The following is an 18,913-nucleotide window of genomic DNA, read 5'->3' on the forward strand; positions in this document are numbered from 1 at the left end:
CCTGAAATCAATCCCGCCGTATAAGTCCTGCGAAGAAATGCCGGTTTGATCGGCACTATGATAGTCTGGTATTTACCGGCAACCGATCCCTTATCAAATTAGAATGTTGCCAGGTGCTTCCGCGAAGTGCTTGTGTGAACGGTGAGACTAAATGCATTCTTCGGACCTGGAATTCGATGTAGTTGTTATTGGTGGCGGGCATGCCGGGTGTGAAGCAGCTGCGGCTGCAGCGCGCGCGGGTGCATCGACAGCACTTGTCACGCATACATTCGACACCGTTGGAGTGATGTCGTGTAATCCGGCCATAGGTGGATTGGGGAAGGGGCACCTGGTCCGGGAGATCGATGCACTCGATGGATTGATGGGACGCGTTGCCGACAAGGGCGGCATTCAGTTCCGCATGCTCAACCGGCGCAAAGGGCCTGCTGTGCGCGGGCCGCGAGCGCAAGCCGATCGGAAGCTTTACCGTGAGGCGATGCAACACGAGATATCGGAAATCGAAGGTCTGTCGATTGTCGAAGGCGAGGCGCATAAAATTCTTTTTGCGACTGACGCGCCCGACCGGTCGGTGTCCGGCATCGAACTTGCGGATGGACGTGTAGTTGCGTGTGCTTCCATCGTTCTTACGAGCGGAACGTTTCTCCGGGGTCTGATCCATATTGGAGACAAGAAGATCCCTGCCGGACGATCCGGGGAAGCCCCGGCTATGGGACTGTCTCAGTCGCTTGAGGAAATCGGGTTTGAGCTGGGCCGCCTCAAAACCGGCACGCCGGCGCGGTTGGACGGGCGGACGATTCATTGGGACCGCTTAGATGAGCAGCCTGGTGACGAGGACCCGGTACCGTTTTCAACATTGACCGAGAAAATCGAAACGCCCCAGGTTCCTTGCCATATCACGCGCACCACACCTGAAACCCATCAGATCATTCGGGAAAACCTGTCCCGTTCCGCCATGTATTCAGGTGAGATCAAGGGAAGGGGTCCGCGCTACTGTCCGTCAATCGAGGACAAGATCGTGCGGTTCGGGGAACGGGACGGACATCAGATCTTTCTGGAACCGGAAGGGATTGATGATCACACCGTCTATCCGAATGGGATTTCAACATCGCTTCCGGAGGAAACGCAGCTTGCTTTTCTGAAGACCATTCCAGGTCTTGAAGATGTAAAGGTCATACAGCCCGGATACGCTATAGAATATGACCACGTTGATCCTCGCGAACTTCGGCCAACTCTGGAAGCCAAGCGTTGTGCCAGTCTTTATCTCGCCGGCCAGATCAACGGGACCACAGGATATGAGGAGGCCGGTGCACAAGGGCTTGTCGCTGGGGTGAATGCCGCATTCAGAGCGTCGGGCAAAGAGCCGTTCGTGATAGACAGGTCGCAAGGATATATTGGTGTGATGATCGATGATCTGGTGACACGCGGTATTACCGAACCCTATCGCATGTTCACGTCACGGGCTGAGTACCGTTTGTCGCTTCGCGCCGACAACGCAGATCAAAGACTGACCCCTCTCGGAATAGAGAGCGGCATCGTCTCGGAAACGAGACGCCTGGCATTTGATGCCAAGATGGAGAAGATCGCTCAGGCAACCAATCTTCTGAATGAACTGACGGTGACACCGTCCGAAGCCCAGAAAAAAGGCCTGCCTGTGAATCAGGATGGTATTCGGCGGTCCGCCTTTGATCTCTTGTCCTACCCGAATGTAACATTCGAGATGCTGCGTGTGCTTTGGCCGGAGTTGAGTGAGTTGGAAGAAAGTATCGCTGAACAGGTCACAACGGATGCTCTTTACGCGGTTTACCTCGATCGGCAGAAGGCGGACATCGAAGCGTTGAAGCGCGACGAAGCGTTGCGTATCCCCGATAGTTTCGACTACGAAGCGATTGTTGGGCTCTCCAATGAGGTCAAACAGAAATTGATCGACATTCGCCCCGCGACCCTGGGTCAGGCCTCACGGATGGACGGTGTGACACCTGCAGGCCTTACGCTCATTCTGTCTCATCTGAAGCGTCGGTCGCAACGTGGAGCTGCTTGATGAGCGGTGCTCCGGTGTTGAATGACAGTGGACAGGTTGTGTACAAGTTTGGGGATGTTTCACGTGAAACGTTGGATAGACTCCAGACTTATGTCGACCTGGTTCTCAAGTGGCAACCGGCGCAAAACCTGATCGCGCCCTCAACGATTCCGGATATCTGGACCCGGCATGTCGCCGACAGCCTTCAAACCTTCTGGAGTTTTCCAGAGGCCAGGACATGGGTTGATATTGGCAGCGGTGGTGGTTTTCCAGGTATTGTCACTGCAATCCTTCTTGCTGACGAACCGGGCGCTCATGTTCATCTGATAGAAAGCAACCAACGCAAGGCGGCGTTCTTGCGGACCGCTTTGCGTGAGACCGGATCCAGGGGTACAGTTCATCCGGGCCGGATCGAATCGGTTGCGAAAGAGTGGAAGTTTGGCGCTGTCGATGCGGTTTCGGGAAGAGCACTGGCGTCGCTTGATCTGCTGTTTCGATTGTCCGAGCCCTTTACTGCTCTGGGTGCAAAGGCTGTTTTCCACAAAGGTCAGGATTTTCAGAGAGAAGTTAATGAAGCCTCTGACGCTTGGAACTTCGATCTGGTAGAAAAGGAAAGCCTTGTAGATCCAACGAGCCGGATGCTTGTCTTTTCGAATATTTCAGCCCGGCCAGAATAGCCCAGGAAGGTGGTGTGGCAATGAGCATGCTTCCCGAAACACCGCGCGTTCTTGCGCTTGCAAACCAAAAAGGCGGCGTCGGTAAAACCACGACGGCGATTAATCTCGGGACGGCTCTTGCGGCAATCGGTGAAAAGGTTCTGGTCATTGACCTCGACCCGCAGGGAAATGCGTCCACCGGTCTCGGCATCGAACACCGCGATCGCGATTTGTCGACTTACGAAATCCTTAGCGGCGACTGCTCGCTCGCAGAAGCTGTCAGGGAAACTGCGGTGCAGCGACTGTGGGTCGCTCCGTCGACCATGGATCTTCTCGGCCTTGAGCTTGAGATCGCATCAACAAACGATCGTGCGTTTCGCCTTCGGAATGCAATCGAGAACCTGACCCGTTCGCGGTTGTTCCAGGAAGTCGGCTTCACCTATATCCTTGTCGACTGCCCGCCGTCGCTCAATCTGTTGACGATCAATGCCCTGTCTGCGTCGCATTCCATTCTTGTGCCATTGCAGTGTGAGTTCTTTGCCCTGGAGGGGCTTAGTCAGTTGCTGAGTACCGTCGAGCAGGTCAAGAACGCTCTCAACGGCGAACTCAGCATTCACGGCATTGTTCTCACCATGTATGACAGCCGGAACAATCTCTCCAATCAGGTTGTCGCCGATGTGCGTGAAACGATGGGCGATGCCGTCTACGAGACGATCATTCCGCGAAATGTTCGCATTTCCGAAGCACCTTCATACGGCAAGCCGGCTTTGCTCTACGATTTGAAATGCGCAGGCAGTCAGGCCTATTTGCGACTCGCATCCGAAATTATTCAGCGCGAGCGGGAGTTGCGCCGAGTGGCGGCATAACGTCGATTGGATTCGGTAGCGAATTGAAAAGCGCATGTGGCTGCGATTTTGAAAGACGTATCCTTTTACAAGGTAAATCGTTGAAATATAAGAAGAAAAAGGTGCGGTATGGCTGACAAGGACGGCAAGAACAAGCGTTTGGGCCGAGGTCTGGCTGCGTTGATTGGAGAATCCGCTCCTGAAGCGGTGGCGCCCTCCGAAAAGATCGTAAGGGATAGCCGGCGGGTGCCCATTGAGCACCTGGAGCCGAACCCGCGAAACCCCCGCAAGACCTTCACGGAAAAGGATCTGGCGGATCTGGCTGAGTCGCTCAAAGCCAAGGGTATTGTGCAACCGATCCTGGTCCGTCCCGCCGCGGGAAAGACCAATCGCTTCGAGATAATCGCCGGCGAGCGCCGATGGCGCGCGGCTCAGCGGGCGGGCCTGCATGACGCTCCCATTATCATTCGCGACGTCACCGATCAGGAAGCGCTTGAACTTGCGATTATTGAAAACGTTCAGCGCGCGGACCTCAATCCTATCGAAGAAGCGATGGGATACGACCAGCTGACGGCCGAGTTCAAATACAGTCAGGGTGAACTTGCCAAAGTGATCGGCAAGAGCCGCAGCCATGTCGCGAACACGATGCGGCTCCTGAAATTGCCCAACTCGGTCAAGGACTATCTTGCGGAAGGCCTGCTGACAGCCGGGCATGCGCGCGCGCTTATTACCGTTGACGATCCTGCCGCATTGGCGGAACTGATCGTCGAAAAAGGACTGACGGTGCGGGATGCGGAAAAGATCTCGCAAGATCCCGATGCTCTTGCGAAACTGAAGGGCGGCAAGGCTCCGAGCGAAAAACCGCAGAAAGACGCGGATACGAAGGCGCTTGAAAAACGTCTGACCGACACGCTTGGCCTGAAAGTGGTTGTCGGGCACAAGCCGGGCAAGGAGTCCGGTGATCTGAAGATCAAATATACGTCTCTCGAGCAGCTTGACGAACTGTGCAAAAAGCTGGGCGTCGAAACGCGGTAATTTCCTGATTTCAGTTCAGTTTTATCAAACAAGTCGCTCTGGCACTGGTTGAACTCATCGAGGTCTGATGAGGTAATTTCCGGATAGTAGGCCAGCACGTCTGAAGAACTTTGGCTTAGGCATGAGCCGCGAACGCTGCATGCGACTGCTGTGTTGTGAATCTCCAACTCAAAATAGTCAACTGACCTTAATGTCGATAATTTTGCGTCCGTCCATAATGCATTTGACGTTGTAACGTTTGGATTCACCTTCCAGAACATATGTAAGGCTAACGTCTTTACGATGGCTACCTATTACCCAGGGAGAATACATTCGCTCGATTGGTTTGAATATTCCTGCACGTGCTTTTTCATTACAGATCTGAGCTGCAAGATCCTTTGATATGACTTCTTGTTCTTTTTTCTTCTTTTCTTCTTTTTCAATGTCTCTCAGGGAAGCTTCTTGAGCCTTCAAAAGCGCGACGCATTGCGAAAACTCCGTTGTCCCGACGGTGAATTCATCGGCACAAATCAGCTCTGCTCTACTTGGTTTCGGTACTGAAGGAGAACCATCCGAGACACACCCGGACAGAACAAGGGACGCCAACAGGCAGAGTCGCTTCAAAACAGTCTCCAATTTTAGCTGAAAAAGGTCCGGCGGCAAACTGCCGCTAGTCTAGATTGAAAATTCTGGAGATACAATTTTCTGAACGTAATACTATCGAGGATGCAGCTAAAGCCTTCTCTTTTTGGGGTCTGGTAGAAAGTCAGAAAGGTCTTCAGGCACTTAGAGATCGCTTCAGCGCCGCTGAGCGCGGGCACGCGCGACCCGCCCCAAAGTGAGTAATGCTTCCGACAAGACAGGGACACCCAGCGGATCATTCAGCCTGGATACCCGGGTGGCTTCGCTCAGAATACGCATCGCCTTTTCGAGGTCTTGCAAAGACCAGATCCGAAGCTGTTGCGCAAATTTCGGTTTGCGGCTGAAGAAGATGGGCGGGCGCTGGCCATCGAGCACTCCCTGTGCATTCTTGCCTGCGTCGACATCGATACGCATCCGGTGCAAATGCTGAAAGTGCTTCAGTGCCTGATTGGCAATAATCGACGCCTTTGATCCAGCATCGGACAGGCGTTCAAGACCGTGGTCGAGTGTTGCAATGTCGCCCGTTGCGGCCGCGTCAATGAGTTCCGACATCTCAAAGGCAGAGGCATCGCCGATAATTGCCTCGATATCCTCGCTTTCAATCCGGCCTTTGCCGAGCGCATAGAGGCACAGCTTCTTGAGCTCTCCGCGGCTCGCCATTCTGTCTCCGCCAAGAAGACTGTGAAGGGCGGACCGCGCCTCGCGCGTGATGGTCAAACCGGCTTCGCGGGTCTCTTCATCAATCAACTGATCAATACCGCGGTCATTGTCCGTATAGCACGGTAGAGCGACCGCCCGCCTGTGACCTTCAACGATCTTGCGCAGACCGACGCCTTTCTTGATGTCTCCCCCTTCCAGAACGACAAAGGTCTGCCAGTCGTCAAGCTTGAGAACGGGGTCAAGCGCCGGGGCAAGGTTTTTGCCGCCAGCATCCTTGACCCAGACAATTCTCCGGCCGCCAAAGAGGGGAATTGTCAGCACTTCGTCGATCAATCGATTCGGATCCGAGCTGATGTCTGCGGCATCGATCTTGACCAGGTTAAAGGGGTCACTATCGCCTTCCGAGGCCTTCGCAACCAACCGGGTCGCTCTTTCGGAAACCAGTCCCGTATCCGGACCGAAGATCAGGACAACAGCCCCCTGATCCGGCGGGTTCGCGACGAAACGGTCAATTTCGGCAGCTTTCAGAAGTGTCACAGGCAGTTGTCTCCTGCCGGATGGTCAGGACCGGCTGGCAAAATAGCCGGCCAGACGTGTGGCGATGTCATCCGCCACGGCCTTTGCAACCCGCTCCTGTGCATCGCGTAACGCGCGCTGGTTGGCAAAGCGTTGGCTGGAAAAGTCGTAGGAAGCCGACCGGAAGGTTTTGCCGGTTGTCAGTGTTTCATCAGTTTCGATGTCGCTCATGACGAATGTGGAATTCATCGTGATCGTGAAGGCGGAGGGCACGTCCGCGAATTGTTCAATGGCAACCGCTGCGTTGTTGAGATCGACGAGAATCTCAAGTCGGTATTTCTTCTCCTCGGACCCGGCACCGCGTTCCAGCCTGAATGTCAGCTCGTTGTAAAGAACCCTGGCGGAATCCGCGTTGGCGAATCGTGCTGAAATGTCATCGATATCGATTGCCGCCAGTTCTGCGGCAACAGGGGAAGACTGTGCGCCGAAGTCGCCTGTCGTGCTGGTCCCGTAGAGCGGCCGAACCTGGCAACCGCTCAGAAAAACAGCCATTACGAAGGCACTGCAAAGCGCCAAGCGCCGCAAGTTGTTTTCGCCTTTCAACATGGTGCTAAACAACGACATTCACGATCCTTTGCGGCACGACGATCAGTTTCTTCGGCGCGTTGCCGTTCAGCGCCTTTCGAACGAAATCCAAGGTCAACGTAGCTGCTTCGACCTCCTCTTTGGAAGCTTCTTTTGCGATTTCCAGTTCACCGCGCCGCTTTCCATTGATCTGGATCGGATAAATCACCGAATCTTCGACCAGAAGCTCCGGATCTGCGGCCGGCCACTTTGCCTCCGAAATCAGATTGTCATGCCCGAGTGCCGACCAGCACTCCTCTGCAAGGTGAGGCATCATGGGTGCCATCATCTGAACGAGATAGTCAGCCGCCTCGCGAACGGCAAATTCCGTCGCGGCATCTTCGATACCGTCACTGACAGTCTTGCTGATCGTGTTTACCAACTCGTAAAGACGGGCAACCGCCCTGTTGAAACCCAGCGATTCCAGATCGTTGGAAACGGCGGCAAGTGTCTTGTGGCTGGCGCGGCGAAGGTCGAGTGCCTTTCCGGACGTCTCCGGTGCAGTGCCGCTGCGCGGTTCGCTCCTTTGCGATATGTCACCGATCAGACGCCACACACGCTGCACGAAACGCCAGGCACCCTGTACACCGTCTTCTGTCCAAATGACGTCGCGTTCCGGCGGACTGTCCGACAACATGAACCAGCGCGCCGTGTCAGCGCCATAGGTATCGATGATATCGGTCGGGTCGACGGTGTTTCGTTTGGACTTCGACATTTTTTCGATGGAACCGATGGACACTTCTTCCCCGGTTTCCAGGAGTGTCGCGCGGCGGTTTCCGTCAACGTCTTCAATCTTGATCTCGGCAGGTGAAATCCAGGAACCGTTCGCCCCTTCGCCCAGGCGATAGGTTTCGTGCGTGACCATGCCCTGGGTGAACAGGCCTTTGAAGGGTTCCTTCAGATCGAGGGCCCCTACCTTCTGCATCGCTCTGGTAAAGAAACGGGAATAGAGCAGATGCAGGATCGCATGCTCGATGCCGCCGATATACTGGTCCACCGGCAACCAGCCATTGGCTGCCTCCGGGTCAGTCGGCTGGTCGCAGTTCGGCTCCGTGAAGCGGGCGAAGTACCATGAGGAATCCACGAACGTGTCCATCGTGTCGGTTTCCCGCAGCGCGGGTTTCCCACACTTCGGACATGTCGTGTTGCGCCAGGTCGGATGACGGTCGAGCGGGTTTCCCGGCTTGTCGAAATTGATATCTTCCGGCAGTTCCACCGGCAGGTTTTCATCCTTCTCCGGAACGACGCCGCAGTCCTCACAATGAATGACCGGGATCGGGCAGCCCCAGTAGCGCTGGCGCGAGATGCCCCAGTCGCGCAGACGATAGTTGATCTGGCGTTCGCCTTGCGTCGCGCCATCGATGGCGATGGATTCCAGCTTTTCCGCGATCGCTTCCTTTGCATCAGGAATGGACATGCCATCCATGAAATCCGAATTGAAGATCGTGCCCTCATCGGTAAAGGCTTCAGTGCCAATCTCGAACGTCGCGGCATCTGCATCCTTCGGCAGCACAACCGGCTTGACCGGCAGGCCATACTTGCGGGCGAAATCGAGGTCGCGCTGATCATGCGCCGGGCATGCGAAAATCGCGCCTGTGCCGTAATCCATCAGAATGAAATTGGCGACATAGACCGGCAGCTCCAGAGAGCTGTCGAGCGGATGTTTTACCCGCAGACCAGTATCGATGCCTTTTTTCTCTGCCTTTTCAATAGCTTCTTCGGACGTGCCGATGCGCTTGCATTCATCGATGAAGCTTTTGATTTCCGGATTGGTTTCCGCGAGTTTCGCAGAGATCGGGTGATCCGGTGACAGACCCATGAACGATGCGCCAAACAACGTGTCTGGACGCGTCGTGAAAATCTCCAGAGTCTTGTCGCCAGTCGGTGCCGGCGACGTGAATTCAAACCGGACACGCAGGCCTTCCGAGCGGCCGATCCAGTTCTTCTGCATCAGGCGAACCTTGTCCGGCCAGCGATCCAGTGTGTCGATTGCCTCCAGAAGGTCTTCCGAATAGTCGGAAATCTTGAAGAACCATTGGGTCAGTTCACGCTGCTCGACCAATGCACCTGAGCGCCAGCCGCGGCCGTCGATCACCTGTTCGTTTGCCAGGACGGTCATGTCGACCGGGTCCCAGTTTACCTTCGCATTTTTGCGATAGACCAATCCCGCTTCCAGAAAACGCAGGAACAGACGTTGTTGCTGAGTGTAGTAAGCGACGTCGCATGTCGCGAATTCGCGGCCCCAGTCGAGCGACAGACCCATGATCTTGAGCTGATCGCGCATCGCGGCAATGTTCTCGTAGGTCCAGTCCTTCGGATGGACCTTGTTCTGCATGGCGGCATTTTCCGCCGGCATTCCGAAGGCGTCCCAACCCATCGGATGCAGAACGTTAAATCCCTTGGCACGCTTGAAACGCGCAACAACGTCACCCATGGCGTAGTTGCGCACATGTCCCATGTGAATACGGCCGGACGGGTAGGGGAACATTTCTAGGACGTAGTATTTTTCGCGGGGATCGTCGTTTTGCGTGACGAAGACGTCCTTGTCGTTCCAGACTTTTTGCCAGCGCGCTTCAACCTCGCGCGCGTTGTACCGTTCCGTTGCCATCAAATGTGCCGTTTGTTCTTGCCGCCGGATGAGCGGAATTCCTGAATGATAGATTGCCGGACTGTCACCAGAAATCCGCGTCCGGGTCAACATGTCCGACAAGAAAGACCCTTAGGATGACTGTTTATTTCGCATTGCCGCATTCGTAAAGCCAAACGCTCGCGAACTCCGCAAAGCCTATCATCAATGGTTGCGCCGGAGACATTTCGGATTCAGCCTCTTGAGAATTCGGATCAGCAGGGCGTAAACAACGAACAGTCACCGCGTTGATCGCCAGGAAGGAAAGAAGAATGACGTCCGCCGAAAACCGTCTTTATGAAGTTCAGGCTGAGATTCGCGCTGCGGAAGCGGAATTTCTGCGTCCCGACGGTTCGGTCAAGCTGATCGCGGTTTCAAAAACATTCGCCGCCGATCAGATACGACCTGTTCTCGAAGCTGGCCAGCGGGTCTTCGGTGAAAACCGGGTGCAGGAAGCCATGGGCAAATGGCCCGGCTTACGAACTGATTTCGATGACATCGAGCTTCACCTGATCGGGCCGCTGCAGTCCAACAAGGCCAGGCAAGCCGTGTCGGCCTTTGATGTCATTCATACCGTCGACCGCCCGAAAATTGCGCGGGCACTGAAGGCCGAGATGGAAAAACAAAGTCGTCCTCTGCCCTGTTTCATCCAGGTAAATACCGGCGAAGAGCCGCAAAAGGCCGGAATTCTGCCAGCCGATGTCGATGGGTTCGTCGCCGAATGCCGCAATGACGTCGGCCTCGATATCATTGGCTTGATGTGCATTCCGCCAATAGACGAAGCGCCTGGCGAGCATTTCGCCCTGCTGCAGAAGATCGCCGAACGTAATGGTCTTGACCAATTGTCTATGGGAATGTCCTCCGACTATCCGGTGGCAGTTGGTTTCGGGGCGACACATGTCCGGGTCGGATCCGCCATATTCGGTGTGCGAGACAAGGTGTGAGTGTTTCGGGCGTCATTATTTTCGAGACGTCGGTTCAGCCTATTCGCGAATCGATCTGAGAAATCAAGGACTGAAGCTCTCATTTCAAGTCACTCACCTCGAAAGATAAATAAGTTCAGAGCAAACTATGTTTAAATTCGAAATATTATAGACTTTATATTACTAGAATTAAGCCGTGTTCACGCCGAAAACTTTCAATGATGTCATGAATATGACTGACCTATGGCTGAATACGATGCATGGCCACAACAATGCCGCGAAGGTTCCCAAGAGCAGCCCTTTGCCGGTCGCGATCTCAGATCACAGTCTGTCCTGTTCCGGTTCGGCAGGTCGCAGGGGCGTGGCGGATGGACGGAACATAAGGCGGACGTCCCCTACGTCTATTTCTAACCAAGAGACGGGGCGATCCGACCAGAACCAACACTTGGAGGTTTAATTATGTCCAAACGTCTTACCGCTGCTCTTCTCATCGGTGCTTTCACTGCTTCTTCCGCAGCGCTTGCACAAGGCATGTCATTTGAGACGATCGACAGCAATCAGGACGGCTTTGTGAGCTTTGACGAGATCACGACTGCTGTTCCGGATATGTCGGAAGACGTTTTCAAGGCTGCTGATGCGAATCAGGACAACCTGCTCGATCCGGCTGAATTTGCAGCGGTTCAGCCATAATTCGGCTTCGGGCGATCCTCCCCCCGTAAGCTGCGCTTGCAGTGGGGTTGCCTGATAAAGACCACTGCCGGTACGGTCACACCGGCGGTGGTTCTTTGTTTTTGAGGAATTCGCGCATCAAACCCGTTTCTGATGCCGCGTCAGCTTTTTTTCCGTCGGGCATTGCGCTGCCTACGGGTGTTAAGCTCAATTGACTGGTGAGTTTTAGTCACCCTTTGTACCAACCTTGGCTTGTTGACCGCCGATTGCTCCTTTGCAAGACTGTTCGTCTATACTTGGGAGGAAATCATGAAATCACTTGCATGGGCACTTGGTGCAGCCGTTGCGCTCGGCCTGTCTTCAGGCGTTGCGCTGGCGGCCGATACGACACTGCGCATCTCATTGCAGCTGCCGCTGAAAAGCCATCTCGGTCAGAACCTGCTTCTTTTCAAGGAAGAAGTTGAAAGCAAATCGAACGGTGAGATAGCCGTCGAGATCTATGATTCCGCCCAGCTTTATAAAGACAAGGAAGTTCCGGCAGCTGTCGGCTCCGGCGCGATTGAAATGGGTGTCGCCTCGTTGACGCGCTATGTCGGCGATATCCCCGCGGTCGACATCTTCTACCAGCCATTTCTGTTTGACACCGAAGAGAAGGTGCGCGCAGCAGTCGCTCCGGGGTCGCCCGTGCGCGGTCCTCTGGACGAGGCAATAAAAGACACCGGTTCCACGGTGCTCTGGTGGCAGGCCTATGGCGGTGCGATCATGCTGTCCAAGGAAGGACCTTTGAAAACACCGGCGGTCATGCAAGGCAAGAAGGTGCGCGTGTTCGGTAAAACGCTCGGTGATTTTGTGACGTCCGCCGGAGGAGCGCCAACGCTGATTTCCGGCTCTGAACAGTATCTTGCTTATCAGCGTGGCACTGTCGACATCGGCATGACCGGCGTTTCGGGCGTTAAATCCCGGAAGCTCTGGGAGGTGATGGACACCATCTCGGTGACCAATCACGCTGATATTGAATTCATCGTCGTCGTGAATACGGATTTCTGGGATGGCCTGCCGGACGAGCACAAGGCGATTATCCAGGCCGCCGCCGTCATGGCGGAAGACGACGTCCGCAACCGGATGTCGGAAATCGAGGCAGCCGCATACGCAGCGGCCGAGGAAAACGGGATGACGGTCTACAGGCCAACCGCCGAGGAAATCGAAGCGTGGAAGGCCGTTAGCCAGCCGGTTTACGACACATATACGGAAAAGGCCGGCGACCTTGGCAAAAAGGTCATGGATGCGGCAAAGGGTCTTTGACGATCACTTGACGTGAAAGCGCTTCGCATCCGCCGGATGCGGAGCGTTTCGGCATCGCGAACTTAAAGTCCCACCATCAACAGTCTGCTTGGGTACCAATGAGAGCGTTTTATGCGCTGCTTCGGGCACTTGCCGGAACAGCTGCCTTTTTGTTTAGTCTTGCCGGTTGCATGCTGACCTATGAGGTGTCCGCCCGCTATCTGTTTGTGGCTCCGACGATCTGGGCGGCAGAACTTTCGCAGCTCTGTTTGATTTGGGGAAGCATGATCGGCATGCCCTGGCTCCTGAAAACCAACCAGCACATTGCGGTTGATGCACTGACGGTCAGGCTCGGTAAAACGGCGCAGCGCATGTGCCGGATCCTGGCCATGAGTGCGATTGCCCTTTTCAGCACACTGGTTGCCTGGAAGGGTGGCGAGATTTTCTTCGACTCCTTCGAACGGGGCCGAACGACCGGATCGATGCTCGATTTGCCCACCTGGGTTGCTGAACTTGCCATTCCAGTCGGATTTGCTCTGGTACTTGTGCAGGCGCTGATCGAGCTTTTTTCCGCCGTGAGGTGGGGTGATGCGGAAAGCGGTGCCGCTTCATGACGACACTCCTGATCCTGGTCGCGCTGTTCGCGCTTCTGCTTATTCGGGTACCTGTGGCCTTTGCACTTGGCGGCCTTGGTCTCGCGATGCTCGTTTTTGGCGGTTTTTCGCCTTTGATGGCGCCACAAGCCATTCTCTCAACGCTGGACGGCTTCATCCTGCTGGCCGTGCCATTGTTTCTGCTGATGTCCAACATTCTCCTGAAAGGCGGCGTGGGCAGGGACCTTTTTGCGGCCGTTCATGCGTGGGTGGGCCATTGGCCGGGCGGGCTTGCGGTTGCGACAATTCTCTCCTGCGCCATCTTTGCCGCTATCTCGGGCTCTTCCGTCGCAACTGCCGCGACGATCGGGACAGTGGCCATTCCAGAAATGATCAACCGGGGATATGAACGCCGCTTCGTTTACGGTCTGCTGGCCGCGGGCGGGACACTGGGCATTCTGATCCCGCCCTCAATCCCGATGATTGTCTACGGTTTTGTCACGGAACAATCCGTCATCTCGCTGTTTCTGGCCGGTATCGGGCCGGGCATAATGCTCGTTGTGCTGTTTGTCGTTTTTGCAATGGTACATGCCCGCTGGCTGGGCGGATATCGGGCTGAACCTGCCGCCAGTGCCGAAGAGCGGTTCTGGAGTTCTTTGCGTGCGCTTCCTTCGGTCGTACTTGCTGCTTTTGTCATCGGCGTGATCTATACCGGCGTTGCAACGCCGACCGAGGCAGCGGCAATCGGATTCGCCGTTGCGCTGGTCATCACGGGGGTCGTGCTCAGAACTCTTTCCTGGCAAGGTTTGAAGGAAGCCGCCTACGATTCCATGGTGACGACCGTGGCCATCCTTCTGATCGTCGCCGGAGCCAAAGTCTTCGGCAAGGCAATTACGCTTTACCGGATCCCACAGGAAATCTCGATGTTCATCGGTCAGAACATCGATACGCCGCTGGCTTTCATCCTTGTGGTCTCGGTGGTGCTTCTGATCATGGGACTTGTCTTCGAGGCCCTTTCGATGGTCCTCATCATGACACCGGTGCTGTTGCCGGCGGCCATGCTTCTCGGTTTCGATCCGATCTGGTTCGGTGTCTACATGGTGATCATGGTCGAGTGCGCATTGATCACGCCGCCGGTCGGCCTCAACCTCTATGTCATTCAATCGGTTGCGAAATCGAGCCTCGCGGATGTCTCCAGAGGTGTCCTGCCTTTTCTGGCGCTTATGCTGTTTTCGGTCGCGATCTTGTATGTCTGGACCGATATCGCGCTTTATATTCCCTTCAAATTCTAACTCTTGTGAAAGAGGTGAGCATGCCGTCCCAGGCAGACAAACTCCGGACACTGCTTGAAGCAAAGAAACTGCATGTCATGCCGTGCTGTTTCGATGCGCTTTCGGCAAAACTGATCGAGCAGGCGGATTTCGACCTGACCTTCATGTCGGGCTTTGCAACTTCGGCGTCGCGGATCGGTCAGCCCGACCTTGGTCTGATGTCTTACGGAGAAGTTCTTGATCACCTCGGAAACATAACGCAAGCGGTGAATTTCCCTGTCATTGCCGACGGGGACACGGGATACGGCAATGCCATGAATGTGCGCCGGACGGTTTCGGGTTTCGCAAGGGCCGGAGCTGCCGCGATCATGATCGAGGATCAGCTGTCGCCGAAGAGATGTGGCCATACCCCAGGCAAAGAAGTCGTGTCGCGCGACGAGGCTTTCGATCGTATCCGAGCCGCCAGCGATGCCAGGGAAAGTGGGGCTGACATTCTGATCCTGGCGCGGACCGACGCGCGTCACGAACACGGACTGGGCGAAGCGATTGACCGTGCGGCCCGCTTCAAGGAGTTGGGCGCAGACATTCTCTTTGTCGAGGCTCCGAAGACGGTGGCGGAAATGGAGACAATCTGCCGGGAGCTGCCGGGACCGAAGATGGCCAATATTGTGGAGGGCGGTGAGACGCCCGAACTGCCCCACAAAGAGCTGGAAGACATGGGATTTGCGATCGCAGCCTATCCCTTGACCCTGATGGCGAGTGCCATGAAGGCAATGACGGAGACGCTGGCTAAACTCAAGTCGGATTCTGACAGGACACACCTCATGATGGATTTCATCGAGCTTCGCGACCGGATCGGCTTCAATGACTATTATGAACAGTCCGCACGTTATGAAACCTCCCGCAGGTCGTAAGCTTTTTGGCGGGTCGGCAAGCCAGACGAAACTTGACTCCTGCACCCCATTCAGGCATAGACCCGCGAACTCCAGATGAGTGACTGACAATCTGAACCGCCGACCGGGACCCGAAAAGGTGTAAAGAGATCCCGGAGGCTAACACCCGACAGCGCGATGCGCCCTCGGGTGCCGAACTGCTTTGCATAGGTAATTCGGTTGGATCTGAAAGTCGGTTGCCCATATGGTTCGGGAGATTTCCCGAAAGCAATGACCTAAGGACCCCTTTATGTTTGAAAGCCTGTCCGATCGACTAAGCGGAATTTTCGACAAGCTCACCGGCCGTGGTGCGCTGTCGGAAAACGACGTGAACGAAGCGCTGCGCGAGATCCGCCGCGCGCTGATCGAGGCTGATGTTGCCCTGCCGATTGTTCGCTCCTTCACTGACAAGGTGCGTAACCGTGCGGTTGGTGCCGAAGTGGTCAAGTCTGTCACGCCGGGCCAGATGGTCGTGAAAATTGTTCACGATCAGCTCGTGGAAATGCTCGGGGCCGAGGGTCAGCCCATTGACCTGAACGCGCCCGCACCGGTCGCGATCATGATGGTCGGTCTGCAAGGTTCCGGTAAAACCACCACCACGGCCAAGATCGCCCGGCGCTTTACACAGCGCGACAAGCTCAAGGTGTTGATGGCGTCGCTCGACACGCGCCGGCCTGCTGCCCAGGAGCAGCTCAAGATTCTCGGCGAGCAGAATGAGATCGACACTCTGCCGATTATTGAAGGACAAGGACCGGTCGAAATCGCAAACCGGGCGATGTCGGCTGCCAAGCTCGGCGGGTTCGACGTTGTCCTTCTCGACACTGCGGGCCGGATTCATATCGACGAACCGCTCATGATCGAGATGGCCGATGTAAAGTCCGCGGCGCAACCTCACGAGATTCTGCTGGTCGCCGATTCACTCACCGGTCAGGATGCGGTCAATCTGGCACAGAGCTTCGATGAACGTGTCGGTATCAGCGGCATCGTGCTGACCCGGATGGACGGTGACGGACGCGGCGGCGCTGCCTTGTCCATGCAGGCGGTCACCGGCAAACCGGTAAAACTCATTGGTACAGGTGAAAGGTCCGACGCGCTCGAGGATTTTCATCCAAAACGGATTGCCGACCGGATCCTTGGCATGGGGGACATTGTCTCCCTGGTTGAAAAGGCTGCGGAGGCCATTGATGCGGAACAGGCCGCAAAAATGGCCAAGAAGATGCAGAAGGGTCATTTCGACCTGGAAGATCTGGCCGAACAGCTGAAACAGATGGAAAAACTCGGTGGTATGTCCGGAATGATGGGCATGCTGCCGGGCGTCGGCAAAATGAAAAAGCAGATGGAAGCCGCGAATGTCGATGACAAGATGTTCAAGCGCCAGATCGCCATCATTCAGTCGATGACGCCCAAGGAGCGGCAGAAACCGGACCTGCTCAAGGCGAGCCGTAAAAAACGGATTGCCGCGGGATCCGGGGTCCAGGTCGCGGAAGTCAACAAACTTCTCAAGATGCATCGCCAGATGGCGGACATGATGAAAAAGATGGGCAAGGGCAAAGGCATGCTGGGCAAGCTGATGGGCGGCCTCGGTGGCGGGATGCCCGATGTCGATCCGAAACAGCTCGAGGAAATGGCCAAATCAGGTCAGTTGCCCGGTGGTATGGACCTGCCGAAAGGTCTGCCGGGTGGCTTGGGCGGCGCCGGTCTGCCCCCGGGAATGCCGGGCCTCCCAGGCCTTGGCGGTTCGAAGTTGCCCGGTCTTCCCGGCATGGGGAAAGGCAAAAAGCGATGAGCAATGCCGAAATCCAGCTGGGCCAGAGCGCTGCGGTCGAGGAGCTGAAAGCGCTCAGATCTTCCATCGACAATATCGATGCAGCACTCATCAATATGCTCGCCGAAAGGTTCAAGTGCACCCAGAAGGTGGGTGTTCTGAAAGCCAATAACGACCTGCCGCCGGCGGACCCGGCGCGCGAGAAAATTCAGATCGAACGGCTAAGACGGCTCGCCGCAGAGGCCAATCTCGATCCTGACTTTGCCGAGAAATTCCTGAACTTCATCGTTCGCGAAGTGATCCGGCACCATGAAGCCATTGCCGCAAAAGCCGGCAACTGAAGAAACTGGAGATCTAAAAATGGCTACGAAAATTCGCCTCGCACGTGGCGGTTCCAAAAAGCGCCCGTACTACCGTATTGTAATTGCAGACATTCGTTCACCGCGCGACGGCCGGTTCATCGAGAAAGTCGGAAGCTACGATCCGATGCTGCCGAAAGATTCCGAAGACCGCGTGAAGCTTGACGTCGAACGTATTCAATACTGGCTCGGCAACGGCGCAAAGCCGACCGATCGCGTTCATCGTTTCCTTGACGCTGCAGGTCTCCTGAAGCGCGAGCCGCGCAACAATCCGAAAAAGGCTGAGCTTGGAGCAAAAGCCAAGGAGCGCCTCGAAGCCAAGCGTCAGGCTGAAGAAGAAGCTGCAGCTGCCGCTACCGAGGCAGCAAATGAAGGCGCTGCCGAAGAAGCAGCTGCTGAATAAGCTTCAAACCGGAAGCGATGCCGATTTGCTGGAAAGAGTGCTGCTGACATGAGCTCACCGGGCGATCAGAAAGTCCTGATGGCAAAAATCGGCGCCGCCCATGGCATTCGCGGGGAAGTGCGGGTCAAGCCCTTTGGGGATGATCCGCTTTCCTTTGCCGATTATGGCGTCCTGAGCGATAAGAACGGTTCACGAACCTTCAAGGTCGAAAAAGCCCGCGTTCAGAAGACGGTGGTCATCACCAAGTTCAAAGAGGTGAAGGACCGCAATCAGGCAGAAGAGCTGAACGGTGTCGAACTCTATGTCGATCGCGCACAGCTGCCCGATCCTGAAGAGGACGAATTCTACTATTCGGATCTCAATGGTCTGAGCGTGCTCGATAATGATGGCACGCATCTTGGGAAAATCGTGGCTGTCCAGGATTTCGGCGCCGGTGACCTGCTGGAGATCCGTCCCAAACGCGGACGCACTTTCTATATTCCCTTCACCAAAGCTTTCGTTCCGGAGATCTCGTTTTCAGACGGTTATGTGAAAGCGCAGTTGCCCGAAGACTATTTTTCCGAAGAGGGTTCTGAGGAGTCCGAAGCGGTTTCCCCGGACAAGTAGCGGATCGGTACCGGTTGCAATCCCATGCTTCCGAGGTTCAGATCTTCCTCCGGTTCCTTGACAGCCTCAGTGACTTCGGAGCGCAGAAGTGCGATGAGCGCGACAACGAGCGCAACACCAATCCCGTTTGCCACGAGATCTGGCAGTGACATCGCGTGATGTGGCAGAAAACCCTGTGCAAGTTCCCCGGCCATTCCCATGCCAAAGGCAACCACGGCCGAAATCCTGAGCCGGCAGCAGAAAAGCGCGTGTATTGACAACGTCAACAGGGCGAAGAAACCGATGTGAATGACCTTGTCATAGGGGTGTCCCACGCCGGTTTCAAAGACCAGTCCCACCAGAATCCCGAAGGTCATCAGCGCGACGAGCGGCACGACCCGGCTGAGGGAAATGTCGAGATAGTGCTGGTCGACACGTTTTTGAATGATTGCTGGAAGCCTGAAACGCAGAACTGGGACCTGAAACACGGGAATAGACCTGATTGAAACGCTCTTGCCAGCATGAACGGGGG

The 18,913-nt window shown here is 55.5% G+C and carries 19 protein-coding genes; 14 read left to right on the forward strand and 5 right to left on the reverse strand.

What is annotated here, in order from left to right; translation table 11 throughout:
• Nucleotides 1–151 precede the first annotated feature (151 nt).
• The 4 genes from mnmG (at nucleotide 152) to Q0915_RS19695 (ending at nucleotide 4,553) form a co-directional block, all read left to right on the forward strand.
• On the forward strand, nucleotides 152–2,038 hold the full coding sequence (gene mnmG / locus Q0915_RS19680; protein WP_299477584.1) for a tRNA uridine-5-carboxymethylaminomethyl(34) synthesis enzyme MnmG: 1,887 nt from the start codon (nucleotides 152–154) through the stop codon (nucleotides 2,036–2,038).
• Nucleotides 2,038–2,694, forward strand: a complete 657-nt coding sequence (rsmG, locus tag Q0915_RS19685; RefSeq protein ID WP_299477587.1) for a 16S rRNA (guanine(527)-N(7))-methyltransferase RsmG — start codon at nucleotides 2,038–2,040, stop codon at nucleotides 2,692–2,694. Before mnmG ends, rsmG begins: the two co-directional genes overlap by 1 nt.
• A gap of 20 nt (nucleotides 2,695–2,714) precedes the next feature.
• Nucleotides 2,715–3,539 carry a ParA family protein gene (locus tag Q0915_RS19690; RefSeq protein WP_299477590.1) on the forward strand — a complete coding sequence of 275 codons (825 nt, stop codon included), beginning with the start codon at nucleotides 2,715–2,717 and terminating at the stop codon, nucleotides 3,537–3,539.
• A 108-nt stretch (nucleotides 3,540–3,647) separates the two neighbouring features.
• The gene (locus tag Q0915_RS19695; protein ID WP_299477593.1) at nucleotides 3,648–4,553 is read left to right on the forward strand and encodes a ParB/RepB/Spo0J family partition protein; all 906 of its coding nucleotides are present in this window, start codon (nucleotides 3,648–3,650) and stop codon (nucleotides 4,551–4,553) included.
• A gap of 177 nt (nucleotides 4,554–4,730) precedes the next feature.
• Here the strand turns inward: Q0915_RS19695 and Q0915_RS19700 are convergent, their stop codons facing one another.
• The 4 genes from Q0915_RS19700 to leuS all read right to left on the reverse strand — a co-directional run bounded on the left by Q0915_RS19700 (nucleotide 4,731) and on the right by leuS (nucleotide 9,582).
• A complete protein-coding gene (locus tag Q0915_RS19700; protein WP_299477596.1) occupies nucleotides 4,731–5,156 on the reverse strand; it encodes a hypothetical protein in 426 nt (141 codons plus the stop codon).
• A 174-nt stretch (nucleotides 5,157–5,330) separates the two neighbouring features.
• Nucleotides 5,331–6,371: a DNA polymerase III subunit delta gene (holA, locus tag Q0915_RS19705; protein ID WP_299477599.1), complete on the reverse strand. Its 1,041-nt coding sequence runs from the start codon at nucleotides 6,369–6,371 to the stop codon at nucleotides 5,331–5,333.
• Between the two features lie 24 nt (nucleotides 6,372–6,395).
• Nucleotides 6,396–6,974 carry a hypothetical protein gene (locus tag Q0915_RS19710; protein WP_299477602.1) on the reverse strand — a complete coding sequence of 193 codons (579 nt, stop codon included), beginning with the start codon at nucleotides 6,972–6,974 and terminating at the stop codon, nucleotides 6,396–6,398.
• The gene (gene leuS / locus Q0915_RS19715; protein ID WP_299477605.1) at nucleotides 6,961–9,582 is read right to left on the reverse strand and encodes a leucine--tRNA ligase; all 2,622 of its coding nucleotides are present in this window, start codon (nucleotides 9,580–9,582) and stop codon (nucleotides 6,961–6,963) included. The genes Q0915_RS19710 and leuS overlap by 14 nt, the downstream gene beginning before the upstream one ends.
• A gap of 290 nt (nucleotides 9,583–9,872) precedes the next feature.
• Here leuS and Q0915_RS19720 point away from each other — a divergent pair, with 290 nt between their 5' ends.
• The 10 genes from Q0915_RS19720 (at nucleotide 9,873) to rimM (ending at nucleotide 18,402) form a co-directional block, all read left to right on the forward strand.
• Entirely contained in the window at nucleotides 9,873–10,544 is a 672-nt protein-coding gene (locus Q0915_RS19720) for a YggS family pyridoxal phosphate-dependent enzyme (RefSeq protein ID WP_299477608.1), read from the forward strand.
• A gap of 438 nt (nucleotides 10,545–10,982) precedes the next feature.
• Nucleotides 10,983–11,213 (forward strand): hypothetical protein, encoded by a 231-nt coding sequence (locus Q0915_RS19725; RefSeq protein WP_299477611.1) that lies wholly within the window; start codon nucleotides 10,983–10,985, stop codon nucleotides 11,211–11,213.
• 288 nt (nucleotides 11,214–11,501) lie between these two features.
• Nucleotides 11,502–12,494, forward strand: coding sequence for a TRAP transporter substrate-binding protein DctP (dctP, locus tag Q0915_RS19730; protein WP_299477614.1), 993 nt, complete (start codon nucleotides 11,502–11,504; stop codon nucleotides 12,492–12,494).
• A gap of 98 nt (nucleotides 12,495–12,592) precedes the next feature.
• The gene (locus Q0915_RS19735) at nucleotides 12,593–13,087 is read left to right on the forward strand and encodes a TRAP transporter small permease (RefSeq protein ID WP_299477617.1); all 495 of its coding nucleotides are present in this window, start codon (nucleotides 12,593–12,595) and stop codon (nucleotides 13,085–13,087) included.
• Nucleotides 13,084–14,358, forward strand: a complete 1,275-nt coding sequence (locus Q0915_RS19740) for a TRAP transporter large permease subunit (protein WP_299477620.1) — start codon at nucleotides 13,084–13,086, stop codon at nucleotides 14,356–14,358. The genes Q0915_RS19735 and Q0915_RS19740 overlap by 4 nt, the downstream gene beginning before the upstream one ends.
• A 20-nt stretch (nucleotides 14,359–14,378) precedes the next feature.
• Nucleotides 14,379–15,251, forward strand: a complete 873-nt coding sequence (locus Q0915_RS19745; protein ID WP_299477623.1) for an isocitrate lyase/PEP mutase family protein — start codon at nucleotides 14,379–14,381, stop codon at nucleotides 15,249–15,251.
• A 268-nt stretch (nucleotides 15,252–15,519) separates the two neighbouring features.
• Nucleotides 15,520–17,055 (forward strand): signal recognition particle protein, encoded by a 1,536-nt coding sequence (ffh, locus tag Q0915_RS19750; protein WP_299477627.1) that lies wholly within the window; start codon nucleotides 15,520–15,522, stop codon nucleotides 17,053–17,055.
• A complete protein-coding gene (locus tag Q0915_RS19755; RefSeq protein ID WP_299477630.1) occupies nucleotides 17,052–17,375 on the forward strand; it encodes a chorismate mutase in 324 nt (107 codons plus the stop codon). The genes ffh and Q0915_RS19755 overlap by 4 nt, the downstream gene beginning before the upstream one ends.
• A gap of 19 nt (nucleotides 17,376–17,394) precedes the next feature.
• Nucleotides 17,395–17,796, forward strand: a complete 402-nt coding sequence (rpsP, locus tag Q0915_RS19760) for a 30S ribosomal protein S16 (protein WP_299477633.1) — start codon at nucleotides 17,395–17,397, stop codon at nucleotides 17,794–17,796.
• A gap of 48 nt (nucleotides 17,797–17,844) precedes the next feature.
• Nucleotides 17,845–18,402, forward strand: coding sequence for a ribosome maturation factor RimM (gene rimM, locus Q0915_RS19765; protein WP_299477636.1), 558 nt, complete (start codon nucleotides 17,845–17,847; stop codon nucleotides 18,400–18,402).
• Here rimM and Q0915_RS19770 read toward each other — a convergent pair.
• Nucleotides 18,348–18,869: an antibiotic resistance protein VanZ gene (locus Q0915_RS19770; protein WP_299477638.1), complete on the reverse strand. Its 522-nt coding sequence runs from the start codon at nucleotides 18,867–18,869 to the stop codon at nucleotides 18,348–18,350. The two genes, rimM and Q0915_RS19770, sit on opposite strands and share 55 nt — an antisense overlap.
• Nucleotides 18,870–18,913: the final 44 nt, after the last annotated feature.

The sequence above is a fragment of the uncultured Roseibium sp. genome, assembly GCF_947494555.1.
Classification (GTDB): Bacteria; Pseudomonadota; Alphaproteobacteria; order Rhizobiales; family Stappiaceae; genus Roseibium.